This window comes from Bradyrhizobium sp. CW1 (genome assembly GCF_023100665.1).
GTDB lineage: Bacteria > Pseudomonadota > Alphaproteobacteria > Rhizobiales > Xanthobacteraceae > Bradyrhizobium > Bradyrhizobium canariense_D.
This window is the reverse complement of record NZ_CP064684.1, coordinates 457,690-473,683: the sequence shown is the minus strand read 5'-3', so window position 1 is coordinate 473,683 and position 15,994 is coordinate 457,690. Positions and strand designations below refer to the sequence as shown.

Sequence of the window (15,994 nt, the reverse complement as noted above, 5' to 3'; positions counted from 1 at the left end):
TTCAATGAATTCATGACATGAGAGCGCCAGACAAGATGACCGCTGCTGTCGAGATCTACACGAGGCCGGGCTGCGGCTATTGTTCCGCCGCCAAGTCGCTGCTGACCCGCAAGAAGGCGACGTTCACGGAGTTCGATATCGCCAAGAACCCGTCCTGGCGCCAGGAGATGTACGATCGCGCCGGCGAGGGCTCGACCTTCCCTCAGATCTGGATCGGCGGAGCCCATGTCGGGGGCTGCGACGAGCTCTACGCGCTCGATCGCGAAGGCAAGCTCGACGGCATGCTCGAAAGCGTCAAGGCGGAGTCATGAGCGACAACAGGACCTTCACGGCGGCTATGGTGCAGATGCGCACCGGCCTGATGCCCGAGCCCAGCCTCGCGCAGGCCACCAGGCTGATCCGCCAGGCTGTAGCCAATGGCGCCGACTACGTGCAGACGCCCGAAGTCAGCAACATGATGCAGCTCAACCGCAAGGCCCTGTTCGAGCACCTCCAGAGCCAAGACGACGACAGCTCGCTGAGGGCGTACCGGGCGCTCGCGGCGGAACTGAAGATCCACATCCATGTCGGCTCGCTGGCGCTGCGCTTTTCGGACGAGAAAGCGGTCAACCGCTCGTTCCTGATCGGGCCCGAGGGCAATGTGCTCGCGAGCTACGACAAGATCCACATGTTCGATATCGAGCTGCCTGACGGCGAGAGCTATCGCGAATCCGCCAATTACCAGCCGGGCGAGACGGCCGTGATCTCCGACCTGCCCTGGGGCCGCGTCGGCCTGACGATCTGTTATGACGTGCGCTTCCCCGCGCTCTACCGCGCGCTGGCCGAAAGCGGCGCGTACTTCATCACGGTGCCCTCGGCCTTTACCCGCAAGACCGGCGAGGCGCATTGGCACGTGCTGTTGCGTGCGCGCGCGATCGAGACCGGTTGCTTCATCTTCGCCGCGGCACAGGCAGGCCTGCACGAGAACAAGCGCGAGACTTATGGCCATTCGCTGATCATCGATCCCTGGGGCGAGATCCTCGCCGAAGGCGATGTCGAGCCCGGCATCATCATGGCAAAAATCGATCCGGCCAAGGTCGAGACCGCGCGCCGCGCGATACCCTCACTCCAGCACGGCCGCCGCTTCGGCGTCGCCGACCCCAAGGCGGGGCCGGATCATCTGCACCTGGTGCGGGGATCGGCATGATCCGCTACGCGCTCCGCTGCGACCGGAGCCACGACTTCGAGAGTTGGTTCCAGAGCTCGGCCGCGTACGACCAGCAGGTGAAGCGCAAGCTCGTGACCTGTCCGATTTGCGGCTCGGCCAAGGTCGACAAGGCGATCATGGCGCCGCGCATCGTCGGCAAGAAGGGCCGCGGACGCGCCACGCCCCCGCCTGAGCCCACCGCCACGATGACCGCGCCCGAAGCTGCGCAATCCGCACCGACCTCGCTGCTGATGGCGCAGGAGCGCGAGCTGCGCGCCAAGCTCAAAGAGCTGCGCGATCACATCGTGAAGAACGCCGACAATGTCGGCGAGCGATTCGCCACCGAAGCCCGCGCGATGCATTACGGCGACAAGGAGCACCGTCCGATCTATGGCGAGGCCTCGCCCGACGAGGCCAAGTCGCTGATCGACGAAGGCATCGAGGTGTCGCCGCTGCCGACGCTGCCGGAAGATCGGAATTAGACTCCCACCAACACCGCCACGCCGACCACGATCAGCACGATGCCAATAATCTCGCGCGGCGCGATCGGCTGCTTGAACGAATAGTACGCCACGCCTTGCGCGAACAGCACCTCGATCAAAGCGAGGGTGCGGACATTGGCGGCGGCCGTCAGCGCGAACGCCAGGAACCAGAACTGCGAGGCGAAGGCGCCCATGAAGCCGGCGAGCAGCGATGGCTTCCAAAGCCTCAGGATCGACTGAAGCACTTTTGGCGCCCGCCAGAGCAGATAGACCGTCAGGATCAGCGTCTGCACGAACAGGCCGAGCACCAGCGTGAACGATGCCGCAGTCACGAACGAGACATCAGGCACGTTGATGATGGCGCCGCGGAAGCCGACCGCAGAGAGCGCGAAGGCCGCGGCCGCGACGAGGCCGGTGATGGTCGGCTTCAATTCGGCAAAGCTCTTCTCGCCGCCGGGCCGCAGCGCGGTGATGACGACGCCGATTGTCGCGATCACGATCGCAAGCACCTTCAGCCATGTCAGATGATCGCCGAGGAAGACGAAGCCGAAGATGGCGGTCTGGATCGCCTCGGTTTTCAAATAGGCCGTCGTCACCACGAAGGAGCGGTCGTTCATGGCGAGCAGCATCAGGCCGGTCGCGACGATCTGGCTGAGCGCGCCGAGCAGGAGCCACGGCCAGAACACACCGGGCGGCATATCGAGATGATCGCCGGTGGCGACCAGCACCACCGCCAGGAAAAGCAGCGAGAACGGAAAGCCGAACAGGAAGCGGATATTGGTTGCGCCCCAGGTCCCCAGCGGCTTCGTCAGCGACCGCTGCATCGCATTGCGCGCGACCTGGCCGAGCGCGGCAATGACGGTGAAGGGAATCCAGAGGCTGGCGATGGTCAACATGGGTGGGACTGCGCTGGGAGCGAGAGGACGTTGAGTCAACGTGCCGCTCGCGCTCAAGCAGGTCAATCACGCGGATGTCATGGGTGCGATGCTTGCCTGACGAATTCGGTGTCGTCCTGGACAAGCGAAGCGCAGATCCAGGACCCATTACCCCAGGGAGTGGTTTGGCGAAGACTCGTAATTATCAGTTTTCGCCTAACTAAACCCTGGCTTTCGCCAGGACGACGCCGAATGTTTGGAAGCGGCAACGCCTCACACCATGCCTTCCGCCACCACCATGTAGTTCACGTCCATGTCTGACGAGAGGGTCCATTTGTCGGCGAAGGGGCTGTAGACGACGCCGGTCTGCTCGGTGATGACCAGGCGGTTGTCGAGCAGGTATTTCGTCAGCTCGTCGGGGGTGACGAACTTGTTCCACTCGTGGGTGCCGCGCGGCAGCCAGCGCAGGACATATTCAGCGCCGACGATGGCAAGCGCAAAGCTCTTCCAGTTCCTGTTCAGCGTCGAGACCACCATCAGGCCGTTCGGCTTCAGCATCGCGGCGCAGCGCTTCAGGAAAACGCCGACGTCGACGACGTGCTCGACCACCTCCATCGCCAGAACGATGTCGAAGCGCTCGCGCGGGTCGATCTCCTCAACCGTGGTGCAGCGATAGTCGATCGCGAGGTGCGCCTTGTCGGCATGCAGCTTGGCGGCCGCGATGTTGCTGACCGACGGATCGACGCCAATGACCTGCGCACCCAGGCGCGACAACGGCTCGCAGAGCAGGCCGGCGCCACAGCCGATGTCGAGCACGCGCAGACCGCCGAGGCAGTTGAGGCTGCGCGCGTTGCGCTCGAACTTGCGGCAGGCGGCATCGCGGATATACCCGAGCCGCAGCGGGTTGATCCGGTGCAGCGGTGCCATCTTGCCGTTGGGATCCCACCACTCGACCGAGAGCTTTGAGAATTTCGCGATCTCGGCGGCATCGACGGTCGAGCCCGGCGAGGTGCTTGCGGTTACGGAAGTATCTTGCTGCATGCTCATGGTTACGCGCGGTCCTACCGCGTGGTGATCGAACTACGGAAGGCGAGCGGCGAGGCGATGGTCTTGATCGTCTCGATCCCCTCGCCGACGCCGCGAATCGTCACGTCGCCGTAGTTGAGAATTCGTCCAAGAATGGTCTGATCGACATCGACGCTCTCGACCTTGTCCAGCGCCATCTCGAAGGTGCGGCGCTTGATGAAGCCGGTCTTGTGCACGACCCGCAAATTGGTCACGTCGGTCTCGGTGGTAAAGCGATGGAACCAGCCCTTCACAGTCCAGTACAGCGCCGCCAGAGCGACCAGGCCGGCCGCAACCAGACAGAGCATGACGAGCCCCTCGACGGTGGTTTGCCGGGACAGGACGAACAGGACCAGCGCCACGATCCAGGCCAGGATCGCCGGAAAATAGAAGATCCAGTGCGCATTGGTCGAATACAGCACCTTCTCGCCAGGCTGCAGGATCTCGTCGATATAGCGCGCCATGATCTCGGTTAACCCACTACCCCGCACCCTGCCCCGCAGGAACCCGCTTGCCCCCGGCCCCGCCGCTATGTATACGCGCGGTCGGTGTCCGCGAGGCCCGTCCAGTGCGGGCCACCATACTGATCCTTATGAAGGAATGCACGCGTCGTCATGAGCCGCCTCGTGATGAAATTCGGCGGCACGTCCGTCGCCAACATCGAACGTATCCGCAACGTCGCACGCCATGTGAAGCGTGAGGTCGACGCCGGCCATGAAGTGGCCGTGGTCGTCTCGGCGATGTCCGGTAAAACCAACGAGCTGGTGGCCTGGTGCACCGAGGCCTCGCCGATGCACGACGCGCGCGAATACGACGCCGTGGTCGCCTCGGGCGAACAGGTGACGTCCGGCCTGCTTGCCATCGTGCTTCAGGGCATGGGTATCCAGGCCCGCTCCTGGCAGGGCTGGCAGATCCCGATCACGACCAGCGACGCCCATGCTTCGGCCCGGATCGAGGGCATCGACGGCAGCGAGATCATCAAGCGCTTCAGGGAGCGCAAGGAAGTCGCCGTGATCGCCGGCTTCCAGGGCATCAACCCCGAGACCAACCGCATCACCACGCTCGGCCGCGGCGGCTCCGATACCTCGGCCGTGGCGATCGCCGCCGCCGTGAAGGCGGACCGCTGCGACATCTACACCGACGTCGACGGTGTCTACACCACCGATCCGCGAATCGTGCCGAAGGCGCGCCGGCTCGACAAGATCGCATTTGAAGACATGCTGGAGCTGGCCTCCCAGGGCGCCAAGGTGCTCCAGGTCCGCTCGGTGGAACTCGGCATGGTCCACAACATGCCAATTTTCGTCCGCTCGAGCTTCGACAAGCCCGAGGATATCGACCCGCATGCCAACCAGCCGCCCGGCACGCTGATCTGCAGCGAGGAGGAGATCATGGAAAGCCACATCGTCACCGGCATCGCCTTTTCGAAGGACGAGGCCCAGATCTCGGTACGCCAGATCGAGGACAAGCCCGGCGTGGCGGCGTCGATCTTCGGCCCGCTCGCCAATGCCAACATCAACGTCGACATGATCGTGCAGAACGTCTCCGAGGACGGGAAGACCACCGACCTCACCTTCACGGTCCCGGCCGCCGACTACACCAGGGCCAAGGAGACGATTACCGCGGCCAAGAGCCAGATCAATTATGCCCGGCTCGACACGGCTACCGATGTCGCCAAGATCTCGGTGATCGGCAGCGGCATGCGCAGCCATGCCGGCGTTGCCGCCCAGGCGTTCTCGGCCCTCGCAGGACGGAATATCAACATCCGGGCCATTACAACCTCCGAGATCAAATTCTCGGTTCTAATCGACACCGCCTATACCGAGCTTGCGGTGCGCACCCTGCACACGCTCTACGGTCTCGATCAGGCTTAGGCTAATTTTCTCTTAGCGGTCGCAGCAAACGCGAAGGTGTCCACACTTTCGCGTTTGGCAGGCGTTTTGCTTGGCAAAACAAGCCCCAATTCGCTATACGGCGAACTGGGTGGGCTGCCAGAAACTGTGCCCCAGTTGAGGCGGTGCTGATTCGGCCCAGGCAACCGCCGGGGCTGGCGCCGGACGAGCAAATTTGTTGTTTTTCTGGATTTCTGGGCGAGCCGCCGCGGGTCCTTTCGGCCCCGGCAGACGGAGGAGATTGACGGTTCATGCGGAGCGCGTCGGGAGGTCCCCGCGTCTTGTTGAGACGGCTCCGCGAAACCATGGCGGAGCAGGTCTCGGCCCAGGAGCGGCTGGACAAGATCGTGGTGCTGATCGCCGCCAACATGGTGGCCGAGGTGTGCTCGGTCTATGTGCTGCGCGTCGACAACACGCTCGAGCTCTATGCCACCGAAGGCCTCAACCGCGAGGCGGTGCACCACACCGTGCTCAGCGCCCATGAGGGCCTGGTCGGCCTGGTCGCGAGCGAGGCAACGCCTCTCAACCTAAGCGATGCGCAAAGCCATCCGGCCTTCTCGTTCCGCCCGGAGACCGGCGAAGAGATTTACCACTCCTTCCTCGGCGTGCCGATCCTGCGCGCCGGCAACACGCTCGGCGTGCTGGTGGTGCAGAATCGCGCCAAGCGCAACTATGTCGAGGAGGAGCTCGAGGCGCTTCAGACCACCGCGATGGTGCTGGCGGAGCTGATCGCCTCCGGCGAGCTGTCTGCGCTGGCCCAGCCAGGCCATGAGCCCGCGGCGCGCCATTCGGCGCAGAAGGTCGGCGCCATCCTGTCGGAAGGCATCGCACTCGGCCATGTCGTGCTGCACGAGCCGCGCGTGGTTATCAAGGACTACATCGCCGAGGACCTGCCAAAGGAGATCAAGCGGCTCGACACCGCGCTCGCCAAGCTGCGCGCCGATCTCGACCGCATGCTGGAGCGCGGCGACGTCGCCGAGGGCGGCGAGCATCGCGAGGTGCTGGAAGCCTACCGCATGTTCGCCAACGACCAGGGCTGGTCGCACAAGCTGCACGAGGCGGTCGCCACCGGCCTCACGGCGGAAGCCGCCGTCGAGCGTGTGCAATCCGACACCCGCGCGCGCATGCTGCGCTCGACAGATCCCTATTTGCGCGACCGGCTGCATGATCTCGAGGATCTCGGCTATCGCCTGATGCGACAGCTGGTCGGCCAGGATCACGCGCCGTCACGCGAACAATTGCCCGACAACGCCATCGTCATCGCGCGCGCGATGGGCCCGGCGGCGCTGCTCGACTATGACCGCAAGCGCCTGCGCGGCATCATATTGGAGGAAGGCACCGCCAATTCCCACGTCTCGATCGTGGCGCGCGCGCTCGGCATTCCCGCGGTCGGCGAAGTCCCGAACGCGCCTGGTATCGCCGATCCCGGCGACGCCGTCATCGTCGACGGCACCTCCGGCATGATCTATGTGCGCCCATCGCAGGAGGTCGAAGCGGCCTTCGCCGAGCGCGTGCGCTTCCGGGCCCGCCGCCAGGCGCAGTATCTGGCGCTGCGCGACCGGCCCTGCGTCACCAAGGACGGCCAGAAGGTCGAGCTGATGATCAATGCGGGTCTCGCGATCGACTTGCCGCACATCGAAGACACCGGCAGCGCCGGCATCGGCCTGTTCCGCACCGAGCTGCAATTCATGGTCGGCCAGAGCCTGCCGCGCACCAGCGACCAGCTCGCGCTCTATCGCACCGTGCTGGATGCCGCCGGCACCAAGCCCGTCACCTTCCGCACCCTCGACATCGGCGGCGACAAGGCGCTGCCTTATATGGAGGCGGTAATCGAGGAGAACCCCGCGCTCGGATGGCGCGCGATCCGGCTCGGGCTCGATCGTCCCGGCCTGTTGCGCGGCCAGATCCGCGCACTGCTGCGCGCCGGCGGCGGCCGAGCGCTGCGCATCATGTTCCCGATGATCTCGGAGGTGGGTGAATTCGATTCTGCGAAGGCGCTGGTCGAACGCGAACTGACCTATCTGCGCCAGCACGGCCACACGCTGCCGGAGCGGATCGACATCGGCACCATGGTCGAGGTGCCGGCGCTGCTTTATCAGCTCGACGAGCTCCTGAAGAAGGTCGACTTCATCTCGGTCGGCTCCAACGATCTGTTCCAGTTCCTGTTCGCGGTCGACCGCGGCAACGCGAAAGTCTCGGAGCGCTTCGACACCATGTCGGCGCCGATCCTGCGCGCGCTTCGCGACATCGCACGCAAGACGCAAGCCGCGAACAAATCGCTGTCGCTCTGCGGCGAGATGGCGTCGAAACCGATCGGCGCGCTGGCGCTGATCGGGATGGGCTATCGCTCGCTGTCGCTCTCGGCCACCGCGCTCGGCCCGGTCAAGGCCATGGTGCTCGATCTCGACGCCAAGAAGGCCGAGGCGATGCTCGGGCCGTTGCTGGACGCGCCCGCCGGCAGCGTCTCGATCCGGCAGAAGCTGACGGAATTTGCCGAGGCCGAAGGCCTGGCCTTGTAGCGGGCCTGTCGCCCCCTCCTGCCGCCTCGCCCTTTTCCGCATTTGAGACCGAACCGATGTCGTCACTCCCCGAAGCCAAACTGGACGTCCTGCTCGCGCATCACGCCTCACTCGAGGCCGAATCGCTCGGTCAGCTCGCCTCCGAACGCTATGTGCAGATCACGCGTGAGCTCGCCGAGCTCACGCCATTGATCGAAGCGGTCAAGACCTATCGTTCGGCCCTCAAGGAGCTCGCCGACACCGAGGCGCTGATCGCCGATCCCGCGACCGATGCCGAGATGCGCGCCATGGCGGAAGCCGAGCGCGGCGAGCTGACGCCGAAGATCGAGGAGTTGGTCCAGAAGATCCGCGTCGCGCTGCTGCCGAAGGACGCCATGGACGATCGCAACGTGGTGCTGGAAATCCGCGCCGGCACCGGCGGCGACGAGGCTTCGCTGTTTGCCGGCGACCTGTTCCGGATGTACGAGCGCTTCGCGGCCCTGCAGGGCTGGAAGGTCGAGGTGATCTCGGCCAGCGAAGGCAGCGTCGGCGGCTACAAGGAAATCATCGCCGAGGTGCAGGGCCGCGGCGCGTTCTCGAAGCTGAAGTTCGAGTCCGGCGTGCACCGGGTGCAGCGCGTGCCGGACACCGAGACGCAGGGGCGCATCCACACATCTGCCGCCACCGTCGCCGTGATGCCCGAGGTGGAGGAGGTCGACGTCGAGATCCGGAACGATGATTTGCGTATCGAGACGATGCGCGCCGGAGGCGCCGGCGGCCAGCACGTCAACAAGACCGAATCAGCGATCCGCATCACCCACATCCCGACCGGCATCGTGGTGATGATGCAGGATAGCCGCTCGCAGCACAAGAATCGCGCTTCCGCCATGAACATCCTGCGCTCGCGCATCTACGACGCCGAGCAGCAACGCCTCGACGCGGCGCGCTCGGCCGAGCGCAAGGAGAAGGTCGGCTCCGGCGACCGCAGCGAGCGCATCCGCACTTATAATTTCCCGCAAGGACGCGTCACCGATCACCGCATCAATTTGACGCTCTATAAGCTGCCGCAGGTGATGGCGGGCGAAGCGCTGGGCGAACTGACCGACGCACTGACCACCGAGCACCAGGCCGCGCAGCTCGCCGCTCAGGGCGCGGCGGCGTAGAGCTCGCGGCTTCGCGCTTTCTTCAGCGTGTCCTCAGCGTCTCTTGGCTCGAAACGCTCGCAGGATCTTGCCCAAACCGGGCGCGGCGGCGCTGAGCTCGTCCAGATGGATGCGCGAGAGGGATCGCAGCTTCCGCTCGCCCTTCGCTGTCAGCTTGACCAGGACGCGCCGCGCATCATCCGGGTCGGCTTCCCGGCCAATCAGCTTCAGTTTCGCCATGCGATCCACCAGCTCCACCGCGGTGTGGTGCCGGATCAGCAGGAAGCGCGCGATGTCGCCGACGCTGGCGCCGTCAGGGGCGGCCAATCCTTTGATCGCCAGCAGCGCCTGGTGCTGCTGCGGCGTCAAGCCGGCGCTCTGGGCCGCGGCTTCGCTGAAGGCCAGGAAGGTTCGGAGCTGATAGCGAAACTGCGCAAGCGCCCCGTAGTCGGCCTCGCGCATCGCGCCACCCTTTGTGGGCACAGCACGCGCCGGGCGTGTCGTCTTCCGCTTCGATGGGGCCATTCCCTGCCTGCGACGTCGAGCCAGCCGGTGCAACGGGCGGCCTCACCGAGACTAGCAAGGAAGGCCAAGCCGAACCAACCGACCGGCGCCCCGGACACACAAATATCGCCACCTATTCGAAGCTGGACAGCAGGATCTTCACCAGGATGACCTGGAACGCGATCGGGATACGGACGCTCTTTCGCCGGATCGAGCGCTGCAGCGCGCCGGCAATCTCGGCGCTGGTCAAGGCACCCGCGGATGCATTGCTAATCAACTCGGCCCACATCTGCGACAGCGAGCCGCCGGGCGGGATCACCGGCTTGATCGTCACGCCACAGCCCTGCGCCCAGTCGATGATTTCCCTCATCGTGTGAGGACCGCAATTGCGCGCGGTCGCGAGGCGTTCGGCCGTCAGCGCAAGCAGCAATTCGCGCGAGGGCGACCAATTCCCCTTCGGCGGTTGCTCGGCAGTGAGCTCGACCGCGAGTTCCTTGAGGACGTTCCGGGCGCGCACGCTCAGCTTCTGCATCGGACCGGGCGCGCGCTTCGCCTGAACGGGGCCGACGGCGGGCCCGCGCCGGCCGGCCGGCCAGTTGCGCGGATCGGGCATGCGCGAGGCATCGCCGGACTGCGGTGTCGCCCGCTGCCCGCTCACCTCTTCCGGCCACGCCGCCTCCTGCCGCTCCGCACCTTGCGGCCACGACCGTCGCTTTCGGGTACCCGCCACTGTCGTCTGCCGCGCCATTTCTCTCGTCGAACCCGCCAGCCTCGTACTCACAAAGGCTAATATATATCGTGATGCGATATGTTTTCACGAGATAATTTTCGGCGTTCGACCAAAGACGAAATTGACAGAAGGCGTTCACAAGCAATGCTTGCGCCCAAGAGCTACACGCGGATGTGACGTGCCCGGCGCGGACAGGCCTTCGAGGCCGGCTGCCGTCGGACAGGTCGTGCTTTGCCTGCAAACAAGAACGACGTTAGGAGGAAACGATCATGACTGACAATCTCATCCGCCGCGGCCTTTCGCGCCGTGGCCTGCTTCAGACCACCGCGGGCCTCATCGGTGGCGCGGTTCTGCCGGGGATGCCGGCGTTTGCCGAGGACAAGCCGGCGATCGGCTCCTACCCCGCAGGGGTCTCGGGCTCCACCGCCTTCATCGGCATCTCGGTGCCGCGCACCGGCACCTATGCCGTGCAGGGTGAAGACGAGCTCAAGGGCTACCAGCTCGCGATCGAGCACATCAATGAAGGCCACGAGCTGATCAAGAAGATCTCGCCCAAGACCAGCAAGGGCGTGCTCGGCAAGGAGCTGAAGTTCGGCGTCGCCGATTCCGCGGCCAAGCCGAACGAGGCAGTGCAGGCGCAGCAGCGCTTCATCAGCGAGAACAAGGCGATCATGATCACCGGCGGCACGTCGAGCGCCGTTGCGGTGGCGCTGAACAAGCTCGCCCAGCGCGAACATGTGATTTTCGTATGCGGCATTTCCGGCTCGAACGACACCACCGGCAAGGATTGCGTCCGCTACGGCTTTCGCCAGAACTTCTACGGCCAGACTGCGGCCGCAGCGATCGGCCCGGTGATGGTACGTGAGTTCGGCAAGGGCAAGAAGGCGGCGTATCTGACGCCCGACTACACCTACGGCCACACCGTTACCAAATCGATGCAGGACTTCCTGGCGACCGCCGGCTGGACCACCGTGACCAACCAGGTCGCCCCGCTCGGCGCCCCCGACTATTCCTCATACCTGCTGAACGTCGCCAACTCCGGCGCCGACGTGCTGATCAACGTCAATTGGGGCCACGACGCGGTACTGTCGACACAACAGGCCAAGCAGTTTGGCGTGCTCGACAAGATGAAGCTGGTCGTGCCGTACCAGGTGCCTTTCATCGCGCGCGAGACCGGGGGCCTGATGCAGGGCGTCTACGCCGCCACCGACTATTGGTGGACCATCGAGGACAAGTTCCCGCTGGCGAAAATGTTCAACGAAGCGTTCGAGAAGAAGTACGGCTACAAGCCCGAATGGGGCGCCGAGAACGCCTATGTCAGCTTCGCGCATTGGGCGCACATGTGCGAGCAGGCCGGCAGCTTCAGTCCGCCTGACGTGATCAAGACCTACGAGAAGGGCGAGACGATCCCCTCCCTGGTCGGCGACGTCCATTACCGCCCGGAGGATCACCAATGCGTCCGCCCGGTGATCATCGTCAAGGGCAAGCAGCAGAAGGACATGAAGAACAAGGAAGACTGGTACGACGTCGTCGAGATCGTCCCGGGTGAAGGCCTGATGCAGAAGCCCGACGCCTTCGGCTGCCATCTCGGCGACTACAGCTGAGACCTCGCCAACCCCTGTGACGCCGCGGACTGCACTCCGGTCCCGCGGCGTCGCCTTTTTCTGACGCGCAACATCGCGCGCCACAACAGCGATTGTCGCATGATAAGTTGGCCCAACCTCGTTTCACAGCTTTTCAACGGGCTCGCGCTCGGCGCCCTGCTCGCGCTGATCAGCTCCGGCCTGACCATCATCTACGGCACGCTCGGCGTGCTCAACCTCGCACACGGCGCGATGTTCATGATCGGCGGCTATGCCGGCTTCGTCGCCTATCAGTACACGGAGTCGTTCACCCTTGCCGTGATCGCGGGCTCCCTGTTCGTGATGCTGCTCGGCGTTCTCATGGAACGCGGCATCATCCGTCATTTCTATCATCGTCCGCACGAGGATCAGCTGCTCGTGACCTTCGGGCTCGGCATCTGTTTCGTCGAGCTCGTGCGCCTGATCTTCTCGAGCCAGTCGCAGCTGGTGCCGCCGCCGGCGCTATTCCAGGGCATCACCAATCTCGGCTTCATGTTCTATCCGACCTACCGCCTCGCCGTCGTCGGCATCGTCGCGATCGCCCTCGGCGCATTGTTCATCGTGCTCTACCGGACCCGGCTGGGCATGATTGTGCGCGCCGGCATCGAGGATTCGGTGATGGTGGATTCGCTTGGCATCAATGTCTATCGCGTCTTCATGGTGGTCTTCGGCATCGGCGCAATGGCCGCCGGCTTTGCCGGCATCGTCAACGCGCCGGTGGTGTCGCTGACACCGGGCATCGGTGACGACATCCTGGTCCAGACTTTCGTGGTGGTGGTGATCGGCGGCGTCGGTTCGTTCCCCGGCGCAATTCTCGGCGGCCTGATCGCCGGCGAGATCATCAGCGTCACCTCCATGTTCAACCCCGGCTATGCCTATGTGATGCTGTTTGCGGCGATGACGCTCGTACTCGTGGTACGACCGCATGGCCTGCTCGGCGTCCAGGGCCGCGAGTAAGCGATCACCTGATGCTCAAGCAACGCCCCTTCCTGATCGAAGCCCTGACTGCGATCGGCTTGATCGCAGCCCCCTTCGTGCTGCCTCATCTCGGGTTCGCGCCGAACACCGTGAACAGGATCCTGGTCTGGGGCCTGTTCGGGCTCGGCTTCGACATCCTGTTCGGCTTCACCGGCCTGCTCTCGTTCGGCCAGTCCGCCTTCTACGGCACCGGCGGCTTCGTCGCCGCCTACCTGCTGACCCGCGCGGGCTTCGGCAACGTGCTGGGCGCGCTGATCATCGGCATGATCGCGGCCGCAGCGACCGGCTACCTGATCGGCCTGATCGCATTGCGCCGCACCGGCATCTATTTCGCGATGATCACCGTGGCAATCGCGGAAGTGTTCTTCTTCGTCGAATTCAATCCACTTTCCGATTTCACCGGCGGCGAAAACGGCCTGCCCGGCGTGCCGACGCCGAGCTTCAATCTCGGCTTCATCTCCATCCACTTCACCAATGGCTGGTCGCTCTATCAGTTCATCGCGCTGTGCTATTTCGTCGGCGTTGTCATCGCCCTCAGGATCGTGCGCTCGCCGGTCGGCGCGGTTCTGAGTGCGATCCGCGACAATCCGCTGCGCGCCACGGCCGTCGGCCACAACATCCATGGCTACAAGCTGACCGCCTTCGTGATCGCAGCCGCTTACGCGGGCTTCGCCGGCGGACTGCTCGGCGTGCTCCAGGCCTTCATGCCGCCCGACGCCTTCACCTTCGACACCTCGGGCCAGCTCGTGATGCAGACGGCCATCGGCGGCAGGGGCACGCTGTTCGGACCGCTGGTCGGCGCAACCGTTTGGCTGTTCCTTCAGGACTTCCTGCAGTCCGCACTGGGCCTCGGCGCAGCCTGGAAGTTGGTGCTGGGTGTCGTGTTCGTGCTGCTGGTCTGCTTCCTGCGCGGCGGCATCATCGGCGGCCTTGCCGATCTCTACCGCCTCGTCTCGGGAAAGCGAAAGCAGACGGATGCGGAGATGGAGCAGGACGCCGCTGACACCGAGGCCAGGCTGCAACCTCCACCGGCGCCGATGCAGGCCAAGGAGGTCGAGCACCCCGCCTATTCCGGGCCGATCCTGAAAGCCACCGGCCTGACCAAGCGCTATGGCGGCCTCGTTGCCAACAGCGACATCGATTTCAGCGTCAATCGGGGCGAGCTGCGCGGGATCATCGGCCCCAACGGCGCCGGCAAATCAACCTTTTTCAAGATGCTGACCTGCGAGATCGCGCCGAGCTCCGGCCAGATCGTGTTCGAGGGCCGCGACATCACGGGATTGAAGGTCACCGAGGTTTGCCAGCTCGGACTGACCAAAAGCTACCAGGTCAACCAGCTCTTCACCGGGTTGACGGTGCGGGAGAACCTGACGATCGCAGCCCTTGCCGAACTGCGCGGAAAATTCCGGCTCGACCTGTTCCGCACGCTCGGCGGCGTCAAGGGCCTGACGGAGCAGGTGGCGCACACGCTCGCTTTGGTGAACCTGACCCGTCGTGCCGACACGCCCGTGTCCGAGCTCGCCTATGGCGAGAAGCGCAGGCTGGAAATCGGGCTTGCGCTCGCCACGTCGCCGCGCCTGTTGCTGCTTGACGAGCCGCTCGCCGGCATGAGCCCGCGAGAGCGTCTCGAGACCGTCAAGCTGCTCAAGTCGATCGCGCGCGGCCGTACCATGATCATCATCGACCACGACATGGATTCGCTGTTCGAGTTGGTCGAGCGCGTCACCGTGCTCCAGGAAGGCCGGGTGCTGGTCTCCGGCACGCCGGAGGAAATCAAGGCCAACGCCGCCGTCCAGGAAGCCTATCTCGGTGGCGTGCACGGAGAGATCGCGGCATGAGCCTGATCGAGGTCAACGGCCTGAACAGCTATTACGGGGACTCCCACATCCTGTTCGACGTCGCCATGCATGTCGAGCGTCACGAGGTGGTGGCGCTGCTCGGACGCAACGGCGCCGGCAAGAGCACCACGCTGAAGAGCCTTATGGGCGTCGTGACGCCGCGTAGCGGCAGCGTGAAATTCGACGGCATCGATATCGCCGGGCGCAAGAGCCACAGAATCGCGCAGGCCGGCATGCAGCTCGTGCACGAGGAACGCCGCATTTTCGGCAGCCTGTCGGTGGAGGAAAACATCGTCCTCGCCGGCATCACCGCGCCGAAACGCTGGCCGCTCGATCGCATCTACGAGATGTTTCCGCGGCTGAAGCAGCGGCGCAACAACCGCGGCACCGAGCTATCCGGGGGCGAACAGCAGATGCTCGCGATCGCACGGGCGCTCGTGCGTGATCCCAAGATCGTGCTGCTGGACGAGCCGTTCGAGGGACTCGCGCCCGTCATCGTCCACGATCTGGTCAAGGCCTGCCGCGAGCTCGCCGCCGCCGGCCAGACCATCGTGCTGGTCGAGCAGAACCTGGCGGCGACGCTGGCGCTGGCGACACGGATCTACATCATCAACAACGGACATATCGTGCACGAAGGGCCGGCGCGGGAGCTCAAGGCCCAGCCGGAGCTGCTCCAGCGCTATCTCGGCGTCTAGAGAGCGGCGATCATTCGCCTGGCGTGAGCGGCGAGCACCGCCGTGTCCTCCTTGCGCGTCTGCGCCGGCAGCAGCTCGATTCCGGCCCTGACCGGCATGACGTGCATGTGCAGGTGAAAGACCACCTGGCCGCTGGCCGGCTCGCTGAACTGCTGAAGGATGATGCCCTCGGCGTCGAACGCCTTCATCGCGGCAATCGCGATCCGCTTGGCGGTTCGGGCGACCGCGGCGAGGTCGTCATCCGCGATGTCGAGGATGCCGCGTGCCGGCGCCCGGGGAACGACCAGCGTGTGCCCGGGCGAACGCGGCATGATGTCGAGGAAGGCGAGGCTACGGTCGTCCCTGAAAACCTCGAAACAGGGGATCTCGCCACGCAGGATCTTTGCGAAGACGTTCTGATCGTCGTAGGGCGTCATGGACCCTCCTTGGTTGCGAGGCGCGATCTGACGCGCTCCTTTTCATTGACGCAAGCAAGCCAGCCGATCTATCC

16 protein-coding genes are annotated in these 15,994 nt (G+C 64.7%); 10 read left to right on the top strand and 6 right to left on the bottom strand.

Annotated features, from left to right (window positions below; genetic code table 11):
* Positions 1–35: 35 nt before the first annotated feature.
* The 3 genes from grxC to IVB54_RS02120 are packed head-to-tail and all read left to right on the top strand — an operon-like array spanning position 36 to position 1,668.
* Positions 36–311 (top strand): glutaredoxin 3, encoded by a 276-nt coding sequence (gene grxC / locus IVB54_RS02130; RefSeq protein WP_018452902.1) that lies wholly within the window; start codon positions 36–38, stop codon positions 309–311.
* Complete coding sequence (locus tag IVB54_RS02125; protein ID WP_018452901.1) at positions 308–1,186, top strand: carbon-nitrogen hydrolase family protein; 879 nt, start codon at positions 308–310, stop codon at positions 1,184–1,186. The genes grxC and IVB54_RS02125 overlap by 4 nt, the downstream gene beginning before the upstream one ends.
* Positions 1,183–1,668 (top strand): DUF1178 family protein, encoded by a 486-nt coding sequence (locus tag IVB54_RS02120; RefSeq protein WP_018452900.1) that lies wholly within the window; start codon positions 1,183–1,185, stop codon positions 1,666–1,668. Before IVB54_RS02125 ends, IVB54_RS02120 begins: the two co-directional genes overlap by 4 nt.
* On the opposite strand, the gene IVB54_RS02115 is transcribed toward IVB54_RS02120, so the two are convergent.
* The 3 genes from IVB54_RS02115 to IVB54_RS02105 form a co-directional block, all read right to left on the bottom strand.
* Complete coding sequence (locus IVB54_RS02115; RefSeq protein ID WP_018452899.1) at positions 1,665–2,564, bottom strand: EamA family transporter; 900 nt, start codon at positions 2,562–2,564, stop codon at positions 1,665–1,667. The genes IVB54_RS02120 and IVB54_RS02115 overlap by 4 nt on opposite strands.
* 252 nt (positions 2,565–2,816) lie before the next feature.
* The gene (gene ubiG, locus IVB54_RS02110; RefSeq protein WP_018452898.1) at positions 2,817–3,590 is read right to left on the bottom strand and encodes a bifunctional 2-polyprenyl-6-hydroxyphenol methylase/3-demethylubiquinol 3-O-methyltransferase UbiG; all 774 of its coding nucleotides are present in this window, start codon (positions 3,588–3,590) and stop codon (positions 2,817–2,819) included.
* A gap of 14 nt (positions 3,591–3,604) precedes the next feature.
* Positions 3,605–4,072, bottom strand: a complete 468-nt coding sequence (locus IVB54_RS02105) for a PH domain-containing protein (protein WP_018452897.1) — start codon at positions 4,070–4,072, stop codon at positions 3,605–3,607.
* 150 nt (positions 4,073–4,222) lie between these two features.
* Here IVB54_RS02105 and IVB54_RS02100 point away from each other — a divergent pair, with 150 nt between their 5' ends.
* The 3 genes from IVB54_RS02100 to prfA all read left to right on the top strand — a co-directional run bounded on the left by IVB54_RS02100 (position 4,223) and on the right by prfA (position 9,158).
* A complete protein-coding gene (locus IVB54_RS02100; RefSeq protein ID WP_085348397.1) occupies positions 4,223–5,479 on the top strand; it encodes an aspartate kinase in 1,257 nt (418 codons plus the stop codon).
* Between the two features lie 269 nt (positions 5,480–5,748).
* On the top strand, positions 5,749–8,016 hold the full coding sequence (ptsP, locus tag IVB54_RS02095) for a phosphoenolpyruvate--protein phosphotransferase (protein WP_026232414.1): 2,268 nt from the start codon (positions 5,749–5,751) through the stop codon (positions 8,014–8,016).
* A 56-nt stretch (positions 8,017–8,072) separates the two neighbouring features.
* Positions 8,073–9,158, top strand: a complete 1,086-nt coding sequence (prfA, locus tag IVB54_RS02090; RefSeq protein WP_085348398.1) for a peptide chain release factor 1 — start codon at positions 8,073–8,075, stop codon at positions 9,156–9,158.
* A 33-nt stretch (positions 9,159–9,191) separates the two neighbouring features.
* On the opposite strand, the gene IVB54_RS02085 is transcribed toward prfA, so the two are convergent.
* Positions 9,192–9,599 carry a helix-turn-helix domain-containing protein gene (locus IVB54_RS02085; RefSeq protein ID WP_345946345.1) on the bottom strand — a complete coding sequence of 136 codons (408 nt, stop codon included), beginning with the start codon at positions 9,597–9,599 and terminating at the stop codon, positions 9,192–9,194.
* A gap of 175 nt (positions 9,600–9,774) precedes the next feature.
* Complete coding sequence (locus IVB54_RS02080; RefSeq protein ID WP_247360796.1) at positions 9,775–10,371, bottom strand: hypothetical protein; 597 nt, start codon at positions 10,369–10,371, stop codon at positions 9,775–9,777.
* 269 nt (positions 10,372–10,640) lie between these two features.
* Between IVB54_RS02080 and IVB54_RS02075 the strand changes: the two genes are divergently transcribed.
* The 4 genes from IVB54_RS02075 to IVB54_RS02060 all read left to right on the top strand — a co-directional run bounded on the left by IVB54_RS02075 (position 10,641) and on the right by IVB54_RS02060 (position 15,504).
* Entirely contained in the window at positions 10,641–11,975 is a 1,335-nt protein-coding gene (locus IVB54_RS02075) for a substrate-binding protein (protein ID WP_018452891.1), read from the top strand.
* Between the two features lie 99 nt (positions 11,976–12,074).
* On the top strand, positions 12,075–12,950 hold the full coding sequence (locus tag IVB54_RS02070) for a branched-chain amino acid ABC transporter permease (protein ID WP_018452890.1): 876 nt from the start codon (positions 12,075–12,077) through the stop codon (positions 12,948–12,950).
* Positions 12,951–12,961: 11 nt separating this feature from the next.
* Positions 12,962–14,809 (top strand): branched-chain amino acid ABC transporter ATP-binding protein/permease, encoded by a 1,848-nt coding sequence (locus tag IVB54_RS02065; RefSeq protein ID WP_018452889.1) that lies wholly within the window; start codon positions 12,962–12,964, stop codon positions 14,807–14,809.
* Entirely contained in the window at positions 14,806–15,504 is a 699-nt protein-coding gene (locus IVB54_RS02060; RefSeq protein WP_018452888.1) for an ABC transporter ATP-binding protein, read from the top strand. The genes IVB54_RS02065 and IVB54_RS02060 overlap by 4 nt, the downstream gene beginning before the upstream one ends.
* Here IVB54_RS02060 and IVB54_RS02055 read toward each other — a convergent pair.
* Positions 15,501–15,920 (bottom strand): HIT family protein, encoded by a 420-nt coding sequence (locus IVB54_RS02055; protein ID WP_018452887.1) that lies wholly within the window; start codon positions 15,918–15,920, stop codon positions 15,501–15,503. The two genes, IVB54_RS02060 and IVB54_RS02055, sit on opposite strands and share 4 nt — an antisense overlap.
* Positions 15,921–15,994: the final 74 nt, after the last annotated feature.

Coding starts and splice junctions, on each gene's coding strand:
- IVB54_RS02120 (WP_018452900.1), top strand. CDS start 1,183: ATGATCCGCTACGCGCTCCGCTGCGACCGGAGCCACGACTTCGAGAGT.
- ubiG (WP_018452898.1), bottom strand. CDS start 3,590: ATGAGCATGCAGCAAGATACTTCCGTAACCGCAAGCACCTCGCCGGGC.
- IVB54_RS02100 (WP_085348397.1), top strand. CDS start 4,223: ATGAGCCGCCTCGTGATGAAATTCGGCGGCACGTCCGTCGCCAACATC.
- prfA (WP_085348398.1), top strand. CDS start 8,073: ATGTCGTCACTCCCCGAAGCCAAACTGGACGTCCTGCTCGCGCATCAC.
- ptsP (WP_026232414.1), top strand. CDS start 5,749: ATGCGGAGCGCGTCGGGAGGTCCCCGCGTCTTGTTGAGACGGCTCCGC.
- IVB54_RS02060 (WP_018452888.1), top strand. CDS start 14,806: ATGAGCCTGATCGAGGTCAACGGCCTGAACAGCTATTACGGGGACTCC.
- grxC (WP_018452902.1), top strand. CDS start 36: ATGACCGCTGCTGTCGAGATCTACACGAGGCCGGGCTGCGGCTATTGT.
- IVB54_RS02115 (WP_018452899.1), bottom strand. CDS start 2,564: ATGTTGACCATCGCCAGCCTCTGGATTCCCTTCACCGTCATTGCCGCG.
- IVB54_RS02070 (WP_018452890.1), top strand. CDS start 12,075: ATGATAAGTTGGCCCAACCTCGTTTCACAGCTTTTCAACGGGCTCGCG.
- IVB54_RS02085 (WP_345946345.1), bottom strand. CDS start 9,599: ATGCGCGAGGCCGACTACGGGGCGCTTGCGCAGTTTCGCTATCAGCTC.
- IVB54_RS02075 (WP_018452891.1), top strand. CDS start 10,641: ATGACTGACAATCTCATCCGCCGCGGCCTTTCGCGCCGTGGCCTGCTT.
- IVB54_RS02105 (WP_018452897.1), bottom strand. CDS start 4,072: ATGGCGCGCTATATCGACGAGATCCTGCAGCCTGGCGAGAAGGTGCTG.
- IVB54_RS02125 (WP_018452901.1), top strand. CDS start 308: ATGAGCGACAACAGGACCTTCACGGCGGCTATGGTGCAGATGCGCACC.
- IVB54_RS02055 (WP_018452887.1), bottom strand. CDS start 15,920: ATGACGCCCTACGACGATCAGAACGTCTTCGCAAAGATCCTGCGTGGC.
- IVB54_RS02065 (WP_018452889.1), top strand. CDS start 12,962: ATGCTCAAGCAACGCCCCTTCCTGATCGAAGCCCTGACTGCGATCGGC.